At 61.4% G+C, this 21,053-nt stretch carries 9 protein-coding genes; 8 read left to right on the top strand and 1 reads right to left on the bottom strand.

Features of this window, described 5'->3' with window-relative positions:
• The first annotated feature begins 24 nt into the window (after positions 1-24).
• The 7 genes from IAE77_RS20965 to IAE77_RS20935 all read left to right on the top strand — a co-directional run bounded on the left by IAE77_RS20965 (position 25) and on the right by IAE77_RS20935 (position 11,936).
• Positions 25-402 (top strand): hypothetical protein, encoded by a 378-nt coding sequence (locus IAE77_RS20965; protein ID WP_294231014.1) that lies wholly within the window; start codon positions 25-27, stop codon positions 400-402.
• A 127-nt stretch (positions 403-529) separates the two neighbouring features.
• The gene (locus IAE77_RS20960; RefSeq protein WP_294231012.1) at positions 530-1,549 is read left to right on the top strand and encodes a MoxR family ATPase; all 1,020 of its coding nucleotides are present in this window, start codon (positions 530-532) and stop codon (positions 1,547-1,549) included.
• A 33-nt stretch (positions 1,550-1,582) separates the two neighbouring features.
• A complete protein-coding gene (locus IAE77_RS20955) occupies positions 1,583-2,317 on the top strand; it encodes a hypothetical protein (RefSeq protein ID WP_294231010.1) in 735 nt (244 codons plus the stop codon).
• A 59-nt stretch (positions 2,318-2,376) separates the two neighbouring features.
• Positions 2,377-3,258, top strand: a complete 882-nt coding sequence (locus tag IAE77_RS20950) for a DUF58 domain-containing protein (protein ID WP_294231008.1) — start codon at positions 2,377-2,379, stop codon at positions 3,256-3,258.
• The gene (locus IAE77_RS20945; protein WP_294231006.1) at positions 3,255-5,294 is read left to right on the top strand and encodes a vWA domain-containing protein; all 2,040 of its coding nucleotides are present in this window, start codon (positions 3,255-3,257) and stop codon (positions 5,292-5,294) included. The genes IAE77_RS20950 and IAE77_RS20945 overlap by 4 nt, the downstream gene beginning before the upstream one ends.
• Before the next feature lie 9 nt (positions 5,295-5,303).
• A complete protein-coding gene (locus tag IAE77_RS20940) occupies positions 5,304-9,377 on the top strand; it encodes a DUF4175 family protein (RefSeq protein WP_294231003.1) in 4,074 nt (1,357 codons plus the stop codon).
• 120 nt (positions 9,378-9,497) lie between these two features.
• Positions 9,498-11,936, top strand: coding sequence for a hypothetical protein (locus IAE77_RS20935; protein ID WP_294231001.1), 2,439 nt, complete (start codon positions 9,498-9,500; stop codon positions 11,934-11,936).
• Between the two features lie 312 nt (positions 11,937-12,248).
• Here the strand turns inward: IAE77_RS20935 and IAE77_RS20930 are convergent, their stop codons facing one another.
• Complete coding sequence (locus tag IAE77_RS20930; RefSeq protein ID WP_294231000.1) at positions 12,249-14,669, bottom strand: hypothetical protein; 2,421 nt, start codon at positions 14,667-14,669, stop codon at positions 12,249-12,251.
• A gap of 395 nt (positions 14,670-15,064) precedes the next feature.
• On the opposite strand from IAE77_RS20930, the gene IAE77_RS20925 reads away from it, so the two are divergent.
• A complete protein-coding gene (locus tag IAE77_RS20925; protein WP_294230998.1) occupies positions 15,065-21,043 on the top strand; it encodes an alpha-2-macroglobulin family protein in 5,979 nt (1,992 codons plus the stop codon).
• Positions 21,044-21,053 lie beyond the last annotated feature (10 nt).

The raw sequence follows: 21,053 nt of genomic DNA, 5'->3' as shown, positions 1-21,053 counted from the left end.
AATCCCGAAGCTATATCGCCGGCCATGTTCAAAACCGGCCAGCAAGTTGTCTGCATCGACGATCAATTCGACCCCTGGGTCTTCGACCTTTACAAGCAACTGCCGAAAAAGGACCAGATCTACACCGTGCGTGCGCTGCGGGCTGGCCGCTCCAACCCGAAATTTACCGTCACCGACGATGCCGAGATCAAGCTCGCCGATGCGCAGTTCGACATTCTGCTCCTTCTCAAAGAACTCCACAATCCCGACGATCCGCACTCCAGCGTGAAGCAGGAACTCGGCTTCCGCTCCGAACGCTTCGCGCCGCTGCTCGAACAAACCGAGGAAGAGGAGGAGGCCGAACTCATCGGCGTCGGCCACGGCGAGAAATCCTGGGAGCCGGAGCCGGCGTGGTCGAAGTAGTCGAGAGTTTAGCCCGTCAGTCTGAGTTCGTCGTTCGGGGTTCGCTTCGCGGCAGCCCGTTCTGTGTTGATTCCGTTTGCGATGAAAACTTGGCACCGTCGCCGCTGTTTGATACAGCACCCATCGCATGAGTGCTCCGCCCGACCTTCCGCCGTCTTCCGCCCCTCTCTCCGAACGTCAGGTCGTCGAATTGCTCTCCACCGCCCGCCAGCGCCTCTTCGCGGAAGTCGGCAAGGTCATCGTCGGCCAGCAGCACGTCATTGATGAGATGCTCATCGCCCTCCTCGCCGGCGGCCATTGCCTCATCACCGGCGCCCCGGGCCTCGCGAAGACGCTGCTGATCAAAACCGTCGCCGATGTCTGCCATCTCAGCTTCCAGCGCATCCAGTTCACGCCCGACTTGATGCCCTCCGACATCACCGGCACCGAGATCCTCGAAGACAGCCCCGAAGGCGGCCGCCAGCTTGTTTTCAACAAAGGTCCCGTCTTCGCGAACATGATTCTGGCGGACGAAATCAACCGCACTCCGCCCAAAACGCAGGCATCCCTGCTGGAGGCCATGCAGGAGCACCAAGTCACGGTGAATGGCAAGACCTTGCACCTGCCCGAGCCCTTCTTCGTCCTCGCCACGCAGAACCCGATCGAGCAGGAGGGCACCTACCCGCTGCCCGAGGCCCAGCTCGACCGCTTCATGCTGAACATCGTCATCGACTACCTCAGCGAGGACGATGAAGTCGCTGTCGTCACTCGCACGACCGCAGGCAAGGGCGAGCCGGTGCAGCGACTCTTCAGCGGCGAGCAACTCCTCGCCTTCCAGCAAGTCGTCCGCAAAGTCCCCATCGCCGACGACATCGCCCGTTACGCCGTCCGGCTCTCCGCCGCCTCACGTCCCAGCCGCGAGGGTGTCCCTGATTTCATCAATCAATGGGTCAGTTGGGGCGCAGGCACCCGCGCCAGCCAGAACCTCGTCCTCGGCGCCAAAACGAGAGCACTCCTCGCCGGTCGCGCCCACGTCACTCACGACGACATCCGCGCCCTCGCCCTCCCCGTCCTCCGCCATCGCATTCTCGTGAACTACAAAGCCGAGGCCGAAGGCGTGACGGTTGAGAAAGTGATCGGGAAGCTGTTGGAAACAGTAGCGAAGTGAAGTTGTGATCTGATTGCCCTTGTCTTTGCTGTTATGGCTAACAAACCAGCGCTTAAAACTTCGCGAGTTGCTTTTGAAAACAAGATTTACAGCGCGGAAGATTTGTTTGTGGCTGTGCGTGAATTTGCGGAAGGAACTTGGGACTCGATTAATGGGGCAGAGGCTCTTTTTCCAGGACAGGCACGGCGAGTGGTGTCATTGGCTTTTTTGCAGATTGTTATTTCTTGGGAGGATTTTGTGGAGGCATGCTTCGTTCGTTATTTGATGGGTGCAGAATCTCCAAGTGGCTACAAGCCAAGCCTGAGGTTGGGCGAGGCCTCTTCAATCCATCACGCTTATCAATTAGCCTCAGGCAACTCCAGATTTAAGGCAGGTAGTGATTATATATCGTGGGCCGTATGGTCGGATGTAGAGGCAAAGGCACATGTGTTTTTTGAAGGGGGGAGACCGTTTTCGACCATTTCCCGACTCCAGCGAGATCGTCTTTCTGATGCGATAAAGATTCGCAATCGAATAGCCCATGCCTCGAACAAAGTGAAAGATGACTTTAAACAAGTGGCTAAACCACATCTCGGACTAGCAACAGAAGATAAACTGACCCAAGGGTTTGATGTCGGAAGCCTTCTTTTGGCTAAGAACTCGAAGTGCTTTGGGAAAGAAGTGAAAAAGAAAAGCTATTTTGAGCACTATGCCGATCTGTCTTATGAGATGGCTAATCAGATTTGTCCGGTTCCTAGTTCTGAATCTGCACAATCGAGAATGCCGTGAGTTTAGTTCAAACAACTTCCCGTAGCCATCAGGCATCTTTTCTCGACCCCGCAGCGCTGATGCGTATCAAGTCGCTCGAACTTCGGGCGAAGGTGGTCGTCGAGGGGCTGTGGAAAGGCATGCATCGCAGTCCGTATCACGGCTTCTCGGTCGAGTTCAGCGAGTATCGCGCCTACGTCCAGGGAGATGATCCGCGCTACATCGACTGGAAGGTGCTGGCGCGCAGCGACCGCACTTACATCAAGAAGTTCGAGGACGAGACGAACTTGCGCTGCCAGCTCGTCATCGATCACAGCAAATCGATGGGTTATGGCTCGCTGGGCTTCACGAAGGCCGATTACGCCGCCACATTGGCCGCGACGCTCGCGTCGTTCCTCATGAAGCAGGGCGATGCCGCCGGGCTCACCACCTTTGCCGATGGCATCGAGGATCATCTTCCGGCCCGCAATCGGCCCGGACATCTGCGTCGTCTCATTACCGAATTGGAGCGTCCCGCGAAGGCCGCCGGCACTTCGCTGGCCGTTTCGATTTCCCAGCTTGCCGATCTGCTGCGCAAACGCGGCATGATCTGCCTGATCAGCGATCTTCTGGCCCCGGTTGAGCATCTGGAGAAGCAACTCGCCCTGCTGGGAGCCATGGGGCACGACCTGGTGCTGTTTCACGTGATGGATCGTGCGGAGATCGACTTCACCTTCGACAAATCCGCGCACTTTCGTGATCTCGAAAGCGGCACGGAGCGGTTCATCGATCCACAGATCGCGCGTGAAGCTTATCTGAAACGACTTCAGGCCCATCGCGACACGATCCAGACGGCCTGTGACCGCCACAACGTCGAATATCACTTCTGCCCGACGGATCGTCCGCTGGAGGAGGTGCTCTTCGACTTCCTCAGCGCCCGCCAGCGCAAAAAGGCTGGCAAATCCTCCGCCATCGCCGCATGAACTGGCTCTTCCCGCTCTATTTGGCCGGTGCCGCCGCGATCATCGCGCCGATCCTGCTGCACCTGCGTCGTCGGCCGCCACAGGATCGCGTGGAGTTCAGTTCGCTGCTGTTTCTCGATGCGCAGACGCCGGTTCCCGTCTCCAAACGGCGTCTCGAAAACTGGCTGCTGCTCCTGCTGCGTTGTCTCGCGCTCATCCTGCTCGCGCTGATGTTCGCACGGCCCTTTCTTCGCAGTGAGTCGGCGGCAAGCACCTCACCCGACCGCGCCACGCTCATCCTCATCGATGGCAGCGCGTCCATGCGTCGGGAGGATCTTTGGAAACGGGCCGCCGCGGAGGCCAATCGTGCCGCGCGTGACTCGAAAATCACGGATCGCGTGGCTGTGGCCGTGTTTGATCGAAAGCTGATGCCGCTGTGGAGCTTTGAGGAGGACCGGACCACCGCAGCCTCGCGCGTCGCAGAGATCGCCACTCGCCTTGGCTCGGCCTCGCCTTCATGGTCCGGCACGCTGCTGGATCGTGCGCTCATCGATGCGATCGCGTTGTTCGACAGCAGCACCGCCTCCTTGAAAAAGCGCATCCTGTTGATCTCCGATCTGCAGGAAGGCACGCATCTCGATGCGCTGCGCAGCATCGCTTGGCCCAGTGATCTGAGTTTGCAGGTCCAGCGGCTCGATGTTGCCACGGTAGACAACTTTTCCGTCGCTCTGGCTGCGAGTGAGGAAGACCGGAGCGCTGACGCTCCCGTCCGCATCCGCCTTTCCAACACACGCGACTCACAGCTTCGCGATTTCAAGCTCGCATGGCAGGACGCACCGCAAAGCGACTCGATCAGCGCACAGATTCCCCCTGGTGCCTCCCGAATCCTGAGCGCACCGCCCAATTCGACGCGAGCGACATCGCTCACGCTCAGTGGTGACAAGCATGACTTCGACAATCGCGTCTTCATCGCTCCGCCGCAGCCGCGCACGGTGCGCATTCACTTCCTCGGAGATGACGCCACGCGTCAGCAGGCCTCGTCACCGCTTTATTACCTCGCGCGTGCCTTGCAGCCCACGGCCACGCTTGCGCCGCAGCTTGCGGCCAGTCCGGTGCTCCCGGCACAAAGTCCGGACATCCTTTTCGTCTCCGGCGTCACGCCCGGTGCGGAGACGCAGCCACGCATTCGCGATTTTCTCCGGCGAGGCGGGTTCCTGGTTCACGTCGTCACCTCGCCAGCCGATGCTGGCTTCATTCAAGCCATCACGGGCGCTGCCAGCATCGCGATCACCGCAGGCAAGGAAGACGAGGACTACCGGATGCTTGCGGAGGTCAAAACCGGTCACCCCCTGCTCAAACCCTTCGCCGATCCCAAATTGCGCGACTTCACGAAGCTCCGCTTCTGGAAGCATCGTGTCATTCAAGGAATGGGGGCCTCTGGCCCCCTCGAAACGCTCGCCACCTTCGACAACGGCCAGCCGGCCATCGTTTCGGCCCGAATCGACAAAGGCACGCTCATCCTCCTCGCCTCCGGCTGGCATCCCGGCGACAGCCAGCTCGCCCTCAGCACCAAGTTTGTCCCGCTGCTCTATGGCTGGCTCGCCGCTGCCGGTTTCAGCCACGATCCGGCCGCCACCTTGTTTGTCGGCGATGACCTGCCACTTGATGCGGCTCAATCTCACGTCGTCACCAGTCCGGACGGTGCCACCCAGACGCTCAAACCTGGGGAAGTCTTCATCGCCACACAGGTGGGTTTGCATCAGGTGCAAGCCGGAGTGAACCGTCAGATCATCGCCGTCAATCTTCCGCCTGACGAAGGCCGTGTCCTGCCGCTGGAGCCGCAGAAACTGGCCGACTACGGCGTCAAACTGGCTGCTGCGGCCGACACTGACGCGGCTCCAAGCGCAGCCGAGCAGCAGCGGCTCTCGGCCGTCGAAACAGAGCAACGGCAGCATGGCTGGTGGTGGATTCTCGTCGCTCTTTTGGCCGTGCTTTTGCTGGAAACGGCCCTGGCCGGTCGTTCAAGGCACAGCGCAGCCGCCGCACAAACCGCGTAACTCATCGTCATGATCGCACGCACCATTCTCGAAGCCCGCATCGCCGAAGTCCGCGAGGCCCTGCGCCGTGCGCGGTTGATGCGCCATCTGGCGGTGGTTTTTGCGCTGGGGATTCTCGTGCGCGGCAGCTTCCTGATTGGTGCGATCTACGGTCATCACGTGCCGAAGCACATCGACCGTTGGAGCATGCTCGGTTTGATCCTGCTCGGCCTCATCGCGTGGCGCAAAGGCCGCCGCAACATCTGGAGTGACCGCGACATCGCCCGTCTCATCGAGCAGAGGCACCCGGTGCTCGATTCATTGCTGCTCACGGCCATTGATCACGAGCCGGATGCGGCGCAGCCGACCAGCTTTCTGCATGAACGTGTGATCGATCAGGCCTTGGCCCGTGCGGCGACGCAAAACTGGCTGGTCAGCGTCACGGACAAGGTTTATCGCCGCGCGCTCGTGGCCGCCTGGATCGCCGTGATGACCTTCATCGTCACCGATGTCGCCCTCCGGATCAACGCCCCGCGGCGCAAACCGGAAGTCGCAGGCCAAAAGGCTGCCACGCCGGACACGAAAGCGACCGAGTTCAAAGCCACGCTGACGCCCGGTGATGCTGAGGTTGAGCGCGGTTCGCGACTGGTGATCGAAGCTCGTTTTGATGGGCCGGTGCCTGCTGATGCCACCCTGGTCGTCAGCGAGGCTGATGGGAAGGTGCGTGAGCATCTGCCCATGCATCTGACGGTCGATGGACAGGTCTTCGGGGGCATGATCAACAAGGTGGACCGCGACGCTAGATACCACGTCGAGTTCGCCAATCAGAAGTCCCAGCAGCACACGCTCACCGTGTTTGATTACCCGGCCTTGGTGCGGGCAGACGTCATCGTCACGCCGCCGGAATACACCAAGCTGCCGCCGAAGGAGACGAAGAACACGCAGAAGGTGACCGCGCTCGAAGGCTCGCAGATCGCGTGGAAGATCAAGGTCAACAAACCGCTGATCGCCGACGGGGCGAAGGCCTCCCCGTTTTCGCCGCATCTGACTGCCGCCGAGCTTTTCGGCGAAGACAAGACGATCATCGCGCTCACTCCTTCCAGCGGAGACGCCACCGTGCTCGAAGGCGTCCTGACGGCCGAGAAATCGCAGAAGTATCGCCTGCATCTCGTGGATGAGGCTGATCGTGCGAACAAGAATCCGCCCTGGTTCACCGTGACGGTGCAGAGCAACGGACTGGCGAAGATCGAGGTGGTCTTTCCGAAGCGGGATCTGCAGGTCTCCAGCATCCAAGAACTGCCGGTCGAAGCGAAGGTGTCCGATGATCTCGGGGTGACGAAAAGCGGCGCGGTCTTCAGCATCAACGGCAACACGAAGGAGATCCTCTTCAAGCATCCGGTCACGGCACCGCAGAAGAAGCAGGACGTGCGTGCGGAACTGGCGCTGGAAAAGGAGAAGGCGGAGCCGCGGCAGCTCGTGAGCTACTACTTCTGGGCGGAGGACACCGGTCCGAAGGGCGAGGTGCGCCGCAGCATGAGCGACATGTTCTTTGCCGATGTGCGGCATTTTGAGGACATCTTCCGCGAGATGGAGGCTCCACCGAGCGAACCCGGCCAGCCGAAGGCGCAGAGCGACAAGCTGGTCGATCTCGTGAAGCAGATCGTCAATGCCACCTGGCGAATCATCCGCGAAACGAACGCCGGCCGCGTGATGGAAGCCGCGGCGCCTGATGTGGATGTCGTTCATGATTCCGTCGGCATCGCCTTGGAGCAGGTGAAGGAAGGCATGGAGGAAGCTGAGGATGCGGAGGTGAAACAATCGCTGACGGAGGCATGGAAGGCGCTCAAAGACGCGCAGCCGCCGCTGCAGCAGGCTTCCGCCGAGAAGAAACGCTCGCCGCTCAATCAAGCGCTCACATTTGAACAAACCGCGCTGGAGTGGTTGCATCGTGCGCAGAGCCGCGAGCATCAGGTGATGCGTCAGAACCAGCCGCAGCAGGCGGGTGCCTCCCAGCGCCCCAATGAAAACCAGCTCATGGACCTGGAGCTGAAGCAGAAGGAGCAGCGCTACGAGGAGGAGAAAGCCGCGACTGAGGAGCAGACCGCCGAACAGCAGGAGAACCTGCAAGTTTTGAACCGCTTGAAGGAACTCGCCCGCCGCCAGGAGGCGCTGGCGGAGAAGATGAAGGAACTGCAGAACCAGCTCGCCAAAGCCAGGACGGAAGAGGAGAAGCAGGAGCTCGAAAACCAGCTCAAACGCCTCCAGGCGGAGCAGGAGCAGCTCCTGCGGGATGTGGACGATCTCAAAGACCGCATGGAGAAGCCGGACAACGCCCAGAACATGGCCGAGGCGAAGGAGCAGCTCGAAAACACGCGGGAGAAGGTCATGGAGGCTGCTGAACAGCTCAAGGAGCAGAAGCTGGCCGATGCCGCGAACTCCGCCACACGCGCCCAACGCGAGCTGGAGAAGATGCAGGAGGATTTCCGCCAGAAGACGAGCAAAAAATTCGCCGAGGAGGTGAAGCAGATCCGTGAGCAGGCCCGGAGCGCGGCGGAGGATCAGAAGAAGATCAGCGAGGCGCTCGAAAAGCAGAAGCCCGCGGAAAATGACCTCTCACAGAGCCTGCAGAACCAGTCGCAGGCCCGTCAGATCGCCGAACAACAGGAGAAGGTGGAAAAACTCCTGCAAAACATGCGCCAGCTCAGCGAGCAGGCCGAGCAGAGCGAACCCTTGCTGCACAGGAACCTCTACGATGCGGTGCGCAAGGCTCAGACCAGCGGCCTGGAGGAGAACTTGCAGGAAACGCGTGACCAGCTCCGATACGGCAGCGCTGCCGAGGCCAAGGATGCCGAACGCAAAGCCGCCAATGCCATGGATGAGCTGCAAGAAGGCGTCGAAAAAGCCGCTGAGAGCGTGCTGGGCAGTGAAAGCGAGGCGCTGCGCGTGGCGAAGAACGAACTCGACAAGCTGATCAAGGATGCGCAGGATCAGACTGGAGAGAAGACCGGTCAGAAGGGGCAAGATGGGCAGCCAAGGCCGGACTCTTCCGACGCCTCGGACAAAAAGACCGCCGAAGCAGCCGGAAACGGTGAAAAAGCCGACCCGCAGGGCAAAGGCCAGGGTGAACCCAAGGACAGCAAGACCGCGCAGAACGGGCAACAGCCTGGCGAAGGCCAGAAACCGGGAGAAGAAGGTGAAAAGGCCGGTCAAGGCCAAGGCAAGCCACAAGATCCCAAGATGGCCGAGAGCGGTGAAAAACCGGGTGAGAGTCAGAAAGGCAGCCAATCGGGCGAAAAAGGCGAAGGGCAGGCCCCCGATGGTCAAAAGCCCGGCGAACAGGGCCAAGGGCAACAGCCGCAGATGGCCGAGAACGGCCAGAAACCCGGTCAAGGCCAGCAACCCGGCCAAAAAGGCCAGGGACAGGGCCAGGAAGAAGGCCAGCAGGCAGGTCAACAAGGCCAGGGCACGCAGCAGGCTTCCGCTGGTCAGCCGAAGGGCGATCAACCGGGGCAACAGCCGGGACAGGGCGGTCAGCAAGGTGGAGAAGGCCGAGGTCAGCAGCAAACAGCCGATGCCAGCAATCCAAACCAAAGCGGGCGAGGGCGTCCGCGCTCCGGGGACGACCGGCGTGGCGACAGCAATTTCGATCCCGGCGGCCCAACGACGGATCGTGATTCGGACAACGATCGTTCCCGCCCGCAGATCACTGGCGGTGCGGTGTCTGAAGCGCTGTTCTTTGACGACACGCGCGAGCAGGAAGACCGCGGCGTCTTCACGGGCAATGGCTACGAGCAGTGGAGCGACCGTCTGCGGAATGTGGAGGAGCTTTTGAACAATCCCGAGCTGCGCAACGAAGCGGCGAAGATTCTTGATCGCGCCCGTGAGCTGCGCGTGAACCTCAAGCGCAGCAACGAAGCACCGCAGGTCGCCCAATTGAACCAACGCATCACGCAACCGCTCATCGAGCTGCGCGATCGTGTGACGGAGGAGCTTTCCAAGCGTGACGCGGGCAAGAACCTCGCGCCGGTGGACCGGGACCCGGTGCCGGCGGAATTCCGCGATCTCGTGAAGCGCTACTATCAGGAGCTGGGAGCAGGGAAGTGATCGCGGTCGGATAACGAGTGGAATTCCGCCCGTCTCGAAGCTCGGAAATTAAAGAAGTCCGAGATTCTTTGTCCGAATGATGTCTCGACGGCAAACGGTGAGTCATCATAATCGGCGGCCATGCTTCCCACGGTCCTGACATTGCGCACCGACGAAGGCCTGCACCGGCTGTCCTGCCCGATGAACGCGTTCATCGACCTCGGCAGCGCGTCAGATTGCGAGATCGTGCTGGACGGCGGCACGGTGCTGCCCTGGCACTGCGTGGTGCAGCGCACCGGCGAAAAGCGGCTGCGCATCCGCCGTGCGGTGCCGGAAGCGTGGTTCGCGATCAATGGCGTGAGCGGAGCCGACCTGGAGGCTGAGACGCCGTTCCGGTTCGACACGGGCACGGAGGAAATCACCTTCGACCTCGTCGTTCCAGGCGCCGAACCCGCCGAGGCGGAGAAACCTCAAACTGAGGCCGGGGAAACGCCCCAGGCACCCGTTTCCACGTCGGAGACGCCAGCCGCGGCCCGGGCGAACCGGCGTGATTACCTCCTGCAGCCCACGGCCCTTCGCCCACGTGCGGCGGAACGCATCGGTGAAGTGGTGATCGACCCGCCAGCGGCCGCCGCACCAGCCAGCGAACCCGTTTCGCCATCTCCGGCCGCCGTCCCGCCGAAGCCGCAAGAGGAGGTGGTGAAGGCAGAGGCTGTGACGGAGGAGTCGTCACAGGTCGTGCTCACCGGGTTGCTGGTCTGCGGGCTCATGATCGGCGCCATCTTTTTCTGGCAGCGTCATCTGGACACGGTTCCGGCATCATCCGGTCCGGCGGAGGAAAGGATGCCGCAGATCGTGATGCGTGAGTGGACGGCGGCTGAGGAGATCCAGGTGGCGGCGGATCTGCGGCTGGCGCAGATGCCGGTGCTGGCGGCAACCCTGGTGATGCCGCATGCGGAGGCGGGCGACGCGGCGGCGATGCGTGAGCTGGCGCTCGCGTTGCTCGAATCCGGGCCTTTCAACGACGAGGCGCTGCATCTGCTGCGGAAGGCGGCGGAAGCGGGCTCGCGAGAGGCGCTGCGTGATCTTGTCGATGTGGTGGAGAACCCCATGAACATGACGCGCTACGACGAGGCGTCGTTCGAGCACCTCGCCTTCGCCGCCCGTCTCGGCGAGCCGGCCGCGTGGATGCCGCTGGGGGAGCGCTGCGAGCAGGGACATGGCGTCGCGAAGGACATGGCGCTGGCGGTTGAGGCGTATGAGAAGGCCAAGGCGGCGGGTGAACGCCGTGCCTCGCTGAAACTGGCCGCGAAGGAGGATGCCCGGGAGTGTGTGGCCGCGTTTGTGCGTTCCTGGAATGATGTTTCGGTGGCGACGTTGCTGGATCACGTGTCGGTGAGTCCGCAGCGCTACTTTGCGGCGGAAAAGCCGACGATGGAATCGGTCTTGCGCGCTGAGGAGCAACTGCGTCTGCTCTGGCCGCTGCGGCGCATCAGCGTGAGCGAGGGGGCGAAGGCGGTGCTGCGCAGTTTTGACCGTGTGGAGGTCACGCAGCCGTTTCAGTTCGAGCTGCAACGAGGCGCACGCATTGTGCGTGGCACGGGCGTTTTGACCTGCGAAGTCGAGCGTGAGGAGGCCGGCTGGCGCGTGGTGAGCGCGGGCGATGAGATCGAATTGAAGGAACTGCTGCCTGCGCCTGACCAGATCGTTGGCACCGGGTCCCTGAGGCAGTTGAAGCCCGCTTTCAGCCGTGAGGAACAAGTGGAGGAAACGCGGCTCGAGATCCTGGAGAAGATCCGCGGCATCGACCAGACGCAGGATTTCAAACCGGCGCTCACGCTGATCCTGAACACAGCGACCACCTTTGCTGCCGACGATTTCTGGCGGCCCTTCGCCGACAAGCTGTGCGACCGCATGGCGCGCGAATTTTTCGCCCAGGGCCGCTGGCTGAATGCCGCGTGGTCCGCGCAGGTGCATCAGCTCGCTGAACTGGGCTCGGTGTCGGCAATGTTGCTGGAGGGGCATCTGCTCATGGCCGGATATGGCTTCACGCGGGATGAGAAACGCGGCGTGGCGATGTATGAGAAAGCGTTTGAGGCCGGAAAGCGGCGTGATGCGCGATTCTATCTGGCTGAATCGCTGTTTCAGGGCCGTGGCGTGCCGCAGGATTTCGAAAAGGCAGGCGCGCTGGCCCTTTCCTTCATGGCGCGGTCCAAACATCCGCTGGAAGCCTATCTGGCGGCCCATCTGCTGTGGCGGAAGGCGGAGATTGACCCGTCGCTCTGGCAGCCGGTGTATGACACGCTGTCCCGCGTGGCGGAGAAACACCCGCCCGCGCAGCATCTGGCCGCCATGGTGCTGCTCAACCACGGCAACACCACGCGCGAGCGCAAAACCGGCTTCGCCGCGCTCAAAGCCGCCGCCGAGGCCGGAGTGCCGGAGGCGATGAAGAATCTGTCGAAGTGCTACCAGGACGGCGTCGGCTGCGAAAAGGATTTCCAGGCCGCGACGCTGTGGAAACAAAAGGCGCTCGTCACCGAACCGCTGAAGCGCAGGCACTACACGGAGTTTGAGGAGTGAACTTTTGCTGTGGAGCGCGGACCTCCGAGCTGACCTTTACCCATAAGTCGGGTGCGTTCTAACGCGGCAGCATCGTGGAGTTGGTGGCGAGCGTCAGCATGACGACTTTTGTCGTGGGCAGGAAGGGATGATTTGGCCTCAGCCGTTACGATGCCATTGAGCTCACGCAGGCGCGGAAGCGTCTTGGAGTGCTCCAGCCCTCTGGAGCTTTCCGCAGGCCCGAGGACGCTCGAAAGCGCCGGAGGGCCGGCGCACTCCAGGACGCTGCCGCGCTCCGTTCATTCCCGTGTTATCAACGACATCATCCTGTTATCACTCGCCCGTGCGCAGGATGTCGCAGGTGATGAAGATGGCCTGCAGGATGTCTTCCTTCTCGAACTCGGGTTTGCCGGTGGGTTTGTAGAGTGAAAGCAGCCGTGCAGTGCCATCAGGAATGGTGATGCAGGTGCTGACTTTGGAGACGTGGTAATCGGTGAGAGGGAACTCAAGGCGGCGGCCCTGCGTGTCGATGACATGCTCGCGATGTTCAAGGGGCGGTGCGGTGTGGAATTCGCAGGCAATGTTCATCTCAACCGTGGTGCCGTCGGCTTCCACGGAGGGTTCCACTTCGACCTTGAAGCCGACATTACGGCTTTCAGTGAGAATCTCGGTTTTGCCGTCTTTGGCGATGCGCAGATCGGAGAGGCCAGCGCTCTCTGTGCCTTGCTGAGTCGTGGCCCGGACGGCGGCCTTGGTCTCGATGCGATGTGTTCCAAGAGCTTGTGCTTCTCCTATTCTCACCGCAGCGAGCAGTTCATCAAGTTCGCCACGGTGATCGCTCTTTTGAGCTGCCAGAGCAGCCAGACGGCGCAGGAGCGGCCCGGGTGCCTGGAGGACATGCATGGTGACAGCGATGGACTTGGGACCCTTGTTGTAGATCTCCTCCAACAATCGCTTTATCCGGAGGAGATTCTCTGGAGAATTGCGGATGGTAAGCGTCGATTCGCCTGGATTGAAGTTTGCGCTGGCCCCCTTCGGAAAAGAAATACCCGGGTGTGCGAGAATGCCTTTACGGGCGTGGCCGGGATCGGGGGCAGTGACATCAAACGGATCGGATTCCCTGAATGCCGCTCCGGCATCACCCATGAAGTCGGCAGGCACCTTGAAGGTCCGGGTTTCGAGTCCTTCCGCGTCTGGTGCCTGACGTTTTTGGGTGAGTTCGATTGCGAGCTGTTTCGCTGAGCGTGGCACGACATCAGATCTCAGGAACGTGGCCCAAAGCTGTCCACCAGTGTCACGACCGGTGGGCTTATGGAGGCTGATGAGTTTGATGCCGCCGCGAATCATCTGCAGGCTGGTGTTGGCCTTGAGGACATGAAAATCAGTGGCTGGCATGGCAAAGGGCCTGCCCGTGACGGGATCACGAAAATCGGCGCTGCGAGCTTCGGGGCCCGAGGAATGGATTTCGTGGCTGACATTGAGGCCTACGGTGTGCCCGTCTCCCAGCAGGGCGGCTTCAACTTCGAGGCTGGAGCCAGTCGTGCGCATGTCGAATTCGATTTCGGGGACGTTCTTGTCGTTGATCAAGAAGCCAGAGACATGCGTGTGCTCCCTGACTGACTCGCAGATGGACCGCCCGCCGGACTGACTGTCGATATGAAGAGTGTCGATCCACATGGCATCACCACGCTGCACCGCAGCCTCGAGATGCGCCAGCATCGAGGTGTCATCACCGGAGGCCGTCATGGACTTCCGTGTCAGGTCTCGCAGAAGGGAGGCCGGGGCCTGCAAGGTGAGCAAGGTGAAGGACAGCGTATGGGGAGCGGTATTTCGTGCGTGGGTGACCAATGCCCCGATGGACTCGATCATGGCGGGTGTGTTGATAACATGGAGGTGCTGCCCCCTCCTCTCCAGCACAGATCCGGTTGGGAAGCTGATCCCCTGTGCTGTCTCCATCCAATGACGGAGGGACTGTTGATCTTGCTCCATGAGCGTGGCAAAAAGAGCTTCATCCGCGAGAAACGTCGCGGCTTCCATCCCTGCGGGTAATGGGGTGGTGTTTTCACTGCGTGGCGGAGATGGCAGCATCTCGACGTGCCGCACGCTGTTGGTTATGAAGACAGCCCACAAGACATCCGCCTTTTGAGCCTGAGGGCCGACTGGTTCGGTGACGCCAACCAGTTTCGTGGTGCCTGCGGAGCTGGTAATGGCAGTAGTAAATTCAACTCCAGACGTGTCGGAGGTTGAGATTCCGGCGAGTTGACCGGTCAGCGGTTCGCTGACGGAGATCTGATGGAGATCGGGAGCTGCCGGATGGAACTCGACCTTCAAGCTTTCGTCCAGGGTGTCAGGATCGGTTCCTAGGGCTGAGGAGATGGCAAGAGAAAGGCCGAGTGGTCGCATCTCCCACGTGGTTGTTGGTCGGCTTTGGGCGTCGAGATCGAGGCCTGTGGCATGGAAATGTTCGCGCACGGCCGCAGTGGAACTATGAACGCCGTGTCTCCCTTCCATGAAAGCGTCCGCGACGACTCGAATGTTTGAGCCGGGCTTGCTGGCGTAATCCAGCAGCATTTCGAGCTCCTTGCCTGCATCGGCAGTGCGGGAGGCTGCCGCGTTGATCGTGCGGATGAGTTCTCCGGGACCCTCCACAATCATGAGCTGGTGCGCAACGTTGGCAGGCGCATTCTTGCGCAGTGATTCGGCAAAAGCCGCGACCAGCTCGAGGTTAGCCTGTGTGTTGGTCACTGTTAGCACGCTTGGCAGTGGGTTGAAAGCAGCGCTGGCTCCCCTGGGGAACGTGACCCCCTGGGCTTCAAGAATGAGTCTGGAGGATGCCGGCCTGGAAGGCTTCGAAGATGGGAAACCCACAGGCACAGGAGGCGCATGTGAGCCAAATGCTTCGGAATAGGGGAAATCCAGAGGCACCTTGAAAGTTCGGGTATGCATCTCTGGCGCGGCAAACGCGTGCCAGGAGAAAGCGAACGTGAGAAGCAGAAGGAGGCTGCGAAACGACATGCCCGGGAGTTTACGAGAGCGGGCGATGACGTGTCGAGCCTTCTTCGGGCCTCGCCTTGGCGTCCAAATTATCGCCAAAAATCCCCTCGCTCCCTGCGGCCGCGTGCTACTCTCGCGGCGAACCCTTGTTCGCCATGAAAACCACGTTCAGCCTCGCGCTGTTGCCAGTCATGACACTGGCATTTGTTTCTTTTGTTTCCTCACTGCCTGCGGCTCCTGCAAAGAGCCGTCCCGATGCCAAGGCGCCTCCCCAGACCGAATTGCATGCCGAGATCAGCATCAATCCCGCCGAGCTGTCGCCGGAATCGACCATCGAGGTGGTGTTTCCGACTGCGATGATTCCGAAGGAGCAGACGGGCAAGATGGCGGAGACTTCGCCGCTCGTGGTCACGCCGGACCTGACAGGGACTTTTGAATGGACGAGCACACGCAGCGGCCATTTTCACCTGACGCAGGCCCCGAAGTTCGCCAGCAGCTATGATTTCAAGCTGCGCGGGGGATTGACCGACCTCGCCGGCAAACCGCTTTCGACGGAGAAGCTGGATTCGGTCGAAAGTGCCCGCTTCCGCATCATCGACCAGCATCCGCGCTGGTTTAATGACGACGGGCAGAACCGCAGCCCCCGCTTCCTGTTTGAATTCAATGACAACGTGACGCCTGCGGAGGCGGCGAAGCACATCCGCTTCAGCGCCGAGGACGCCGTGCCGGTGACGGCGAAGATCCGGCATGCCACGGGCAAGGATTTCACCCGCATGAGCGCCGAACCGCAACCGACCTGGGCGGAGCAGATCTCGAAGGCGAAACCGGCGGTCGCGGATGAGGCCGCGAGACTCAGTGCGATCATCGTGGAGCCTGAATCGCCGCTCCCGGTGGCGAAAGGCTGGCGTCTGGAGATCGCAGAGACTCTCACGGATGCCTCAGGGCATCACCAACTCGCGACGGGGGACAGCGTCCAACTGGGTGACATCAAACCTTTCGAGGTGCGGCAGGCGGAAGCCCACACGCCGTTCGACAGCGACTACTACATCGACATCGACTTCAACAAGCGCCTGCTGCCACCGACGGACACGGAGATGACGAAGGAGATGCAGGAGGCGTTTGTGCAGAAGATCCTGCCGTTCATCACGGTGCAACGCATGTCGCTGGGCCAGAAGATCGCGGCCGTGGTGAACAAAGACGAAGGACCCGTCGCAGGTCTGAAGGCGGAGGTGCTCGGCTGGACGCTGCGTCTCACCGGTCCCTTTGAGGTGAACAAGAAATACCAGGTCAGCGTGGCGCAGGCGCTCACCTCGGGCGACAATCTGCCTTTGGCGGCCGCTTACAAGAGCGAGGTGACCTTTGTGCCGAACCCGCCTTATGTCGCCGCGCCGGCTTTCATCAATGCGCAGCAGTCGAAGGGCGAAGGCGTGTATGAGTTCAGCGCCGCGAACGTGAGCCAGGTGCGGGTGCGTGCGAAGCGTCTCACGGGGCCGGAACTGCTGAAGGCGCTCGACCAATACCGCGCCTATCGCAGTGCTTTTTATGGGAACGAGAAGCAAAGAGCCGCCTACAAGACGCAGCCGATCGATGCCTATCCAGGCACGCAGGTGTTTGACCGCAGCTTCCCCATCAGCAAGCCGCTGGATCAGAGCGAGATCGTGAAACTGAACTGGCGCGAGGTGCTGGGCGACTACCCGGCGGCTCCGCTGTTCATCGAGATCGAAGGCACTGCCGCGAACGGCGTGAAGGAGAAAGGCGTGGTGACACAGTCGCTCGTGCAGTTTACCGACCTCGGCCTCATGCAGAAAAGCAACGGCCGCGAGTCAGTGGTCTTCGTCACCTCGCTCGAAACCGGAAAGCCAGTGCCCGGCGTGCGTCTCACGCTCGTCGATGCCGATTTGAAGCTGATCGGCTACGGCGACACCGACGCCAGCGGCATCGCCACGGCGCCGGGAGCCACGCCCGCGTTCGTGCTGGCGGAGAAAGCGGGCGACTGTGCCGTGATCGAACTCAGTGACAGCGGCATCTCAGTGCCCTACGACATCAATCAGGCCTGGGAGAACGTCTGGCAGCCGCAACGTCGCACGTTTGTCTTCTCCGACCGTCCGCTCTACAAGCCGGGTGACACCGCGCACTTCAAGGCGCACACACGTCTGCTCACGGGTGATGATTTGAGCCTCGATGGAGCGCCCGCCGAGGGCCGTTTGGTGATCCGTGATCCCCGTTACCGGATCGTGATCGACAAGCCGGTCACTTTCACCGCTTCCGGTGCCTGGGCGGATGATGTGGTGCTGCCCACCGGCCCTGCGGGCTGGTATGACCTCTCCATCAACCTCAAATCACCGAATGCGAACAGCCAGGCGAGTGATGGCGGCGGCATGACCTTCCGCATCGATGACTACAAGCCGAACACCTTCGAGGTGAAGCTCGACACGAAGGGCACCAAGTTCCAGGCGGACCGCATCCAGCTCCCGCTCAGCGCGAACTACTACATGGGAAAGTCGCTCTCCAACGCCGGCATCGAGTGGAGCGCCAATTCGCGGCGTGACTTCCTGCCGCCAGAGGCTTTCCGCGACTATCACTTCGGCGAGGCACCGTCGTGGTCACACTACGCGCAGGATCGTGACGCTGACGGCGACTACATTTATGGCGAGCAGGAGGAGAATCAGGACGAGTGGTTCGTTAATGGCGATCTTTTCCTCGGCGAGGATGGCAGCGCCACGCTGGAAATGCCTCGGCCACCGGCAGATCGTGCCGCGCTGCCGCAGATCGTGCGCGTGAATGCCGAAGTGACGGACGTCAACGAGCAGACCATCAGCGCCGCGACGGAGATCGAGGTCCCCGGAGCCGATTACCTGCTCGGGTTGCGTGGTCCGCAGTATTTCGCCACCGCAGGAAAGGCAATCAACCTCGAAGTGGTCGCCATCGACTCCAAAGGCGCTCCTGCCGGCGGCAATGTGCGTGTCGAGGTCAAAGTGGAGCGCCAGGAGTACCACACGCTGAAGATCGCCACCGCAGGCGGCGGCACCACGACGAAGGACCAGGTCGTGCTGCGTGAGGAGCTCAAGGAAAGCCTGGATCTGAAGGCTCCGACGGCCAAGTCTGCCCCTGCGGCCGTGATTCCCTTCACACCATCGAAGGGCGGTGTGTATTTCCTCACGGCCGAATCCATCGATGCGAAAGGCACGAAGGTGCTCTCCCGCATGCCGTTCTACGCCGTGGGTGGAGGTGAGTTCCCTTGGGCGATGGAGGACGGCAACCGCATGAACCTCCAGCCTGAGAAGACGAAGCTCAAACCGGGCGAGGATGCGGTCATCGTGGTGAAGACCCCGATTGCAGGCACTGCTTTCGTCACCGTGGAGCGCAACAAGATCCACCGTCAGTTCGTCACCGAGATCACGCTCGACAATCCGATCATCCGCGTGCCGCTGGGCGAGGACGAATTCCCGAATGCCTACGTGTCAGCCATCGTCATTCGTGGGTCCGTCGGCAGCCCGAAGCAGCACAAGATGCCGGAGTATCGCGTCGGTTACTGCGCTCTCACCGTCGAATCCGACGCCAAGGAGCTGAAACTCGCTGTGAAGCCGGAACGCGACGAGGTTCGCCCTGCCGAGGCTCTGAGCATCTCCACCACGATCACGGATGCGAAGGGCGCTCCTGTCCCGGGAGCCGATGTCACGCTCTACGCCGTCGATGAGGGAGTTCTCAGCCTCATGAAGCACGAGACGCCTGACCCTTCCGCGTTCTTCCACGCCGAGTTCCCGCTCGCCATCGACAATTTCACCTCCTATCACCAACTGCTGTCCGAAGAACTCGCCGCCCGTGATCGTGGTAACAAGGGCTTCGTCGTCGGTGGCGGTGATGGCGAGGGCCATCCTGGCAACATCACCATTCGCAAAAACTTCATCGCCACGCCGCTGTGGCTCGCGTCGGGAATGACGGATGCGCAGGGCAGACTGACCGCCAGCGTGACTGCGCCGGACAATCTCACGCGCTACCGGATCATGGCCGTGGCCGCGCATGGCGTGGATCGTTTCGGCAGTGGTGAGTCTGCGTTCAAGATCAACAAGCCGCTCATGATCGAGCCTGCCGTGCCTCGTTTTGCCCGTCTGGACGATGAATTCCTCGTCAAAGCCGTCGTTCACAACACCACGCCGCATTCCGGCTCCGTCGAGGTCACGCTCGACCTCGACAGCACCGCGACCTTCATCGCCGAGAAGCGCGATTTCATTCCCGCATCGCTCAACGCGGCAGATCGCGGGACCGCGAAGCAGCAAAAAGTCGTGTTGCAGATCAAGGCGGGTGAAACCGCCGCCACTGCCTTCCCGGTGAAGTTCGTGCAGCTAGGCTCGGCGAAGTGGAAATGGACGGCGCGGGCTGTGAACTGGCCGGTGCAGGCCAGCGACGGCACGGAATCGGCCTTTGAGGTGAATCATCCGGTGCCGGAACTGCGCCACGTGGCCTACACCCGCCTGAAAGCCGAGGAACCGGTCGAAAATCTCATCAAGGACGTGAATCCCGCGCTGCTGGAAGGCGAGGGTGAGTTGTCCGTCGGCATCAGCAACAGTCGTCTCTACGAGGCACGCGACGCGCTCGATTACGTGCTGCACTATCCGTATGGCTGCGTCGAGCAGACGACCTCCGCCACGATGCCGTGGCTCGCACTCGGCAAATACGAAACGCTGTTCCCGGATCAGCTCGGCGGCGGCAAGGCGAAGCAGGTGATCCAGGCAGGTGTGAACAAACTCCTGCAAATGACCACCGACGAAGGTGGCCTCGCCTACTGGCCTGGAGGACAGGAATCCAGCCTGTGGGGCAGCGCTTACGGCGGCCTGCTGCTGCTGCGTGCCCGCGATCAAGGCGCGGACGTCCCGGCCGATGCGATCAACAAACTCATCGAGTTCCTGTCGAAAAAGCTGCGTGGTCTTGATGACGAGAAAGACTTCTACATCGTCACGGATTCGGCATTGGCCCTCTACACGCTCGCAAAGGCCGGCAAACCCGAGCCCGCGTATCAAAACCTGCTCTTTGGCCGCCGCGACAAGCTGCCTGAAACCGCACGTCTCTACCTTGCGCTCTCGATGTGCCTCAGCAACACGCCCGATCAGCAGATCAAGGACACGCTGGGCTGGAAACCACCCGCACCTCCCGCCCCGCCGAAAACGGAAAAGAAGGGCAAGGTGGCCAAATCGAAGGCCAAGACCGAGACGAAGGCCAAAACGACCACTCCCGCGCCCGCTCCCGTCGTTTGGAGCCACTGGGCCGGCAATGGCGCGAACAAGGCGCTGCGCCTGATCTGTTACACGCATCTGGGTCTGACTGAGGACGCGGAAAAGCTGGCCGTTTCCATCCTGCAAACACGCAACGGCCGCGGGGAGTGGGGAAACACCTTCACCAATGCCTGGACGCTCACCGCGCTGGCCGCCTATGAGCGCAGTTTGAAGAAAACCGGCGAGCCGCTGACCGCCACAGCACAGTGGGACGCCCAAAATCAGCCGCTGAACCTCGCCGCCGGTTTCTCCAGCGCGAAGGTGAGCTTCGCGCTCAATCAAACGCTCAGCGCCGCTCCGCTCAGCATCGCGCTTCCGGCCGGACGCGAGGCCTTTGGCCGCATCGAGGCTCGCAGTTTCCCGCCACGCCGTGATTTCGCTGGCGAGAACAAAGGCTACGCCATCGAACGCACCTACGAGGAGCTGAACATGGATGGCTCCACCACTGGCACCGACGACCTCCGCGTTGGCGACATGGTCGTCGTGACGCTCAAGATCGAAATCGGCGGCGGTGATCGCTACCTCGCCATCGACGACGCGCTGCCCGCTGTGTTCGAGGCCATCAATCCCGAGTTCGGCACGCAGAACGAGCGCGACTCCGATCAACTGCCCGACGGCACGCAGCCCTGGTTCTGCGATCACCGCGAGATCCGCACCGACCGCGCCCTGTTCTTCACCGACTACGCGCCTGCGAAGGGCAAGTTCACCCTGCAATACCTCGCCCGCGTCATCGCCGAAGGCGACACCACCGCCCCGCCCGCCCGCATTGAAGCCATGTATCAACCCGACAAATACGGCCTCAGCCCCACGCAACGCATCCGCACCTTGCCTTCTGGCAATACGAAGGTTGCGGAAGTGAAGTGAAGCGGGCACT

It is taken from the genome of Prosthecobacter sp. (assembly GCF_014879935.1).
Classification (GTDB): Bacteria; Verrucomicrobiota; Verrucomicrobiia; order Verrucomicrobiales; family Verrucomicrobiaceae; genus Prosthecobacter.
The sequence above is the reverse complement of the archived record's forward strand: the minus strand, read 5'-3'. Positions and strand labels throughout refer to the sequence as shown.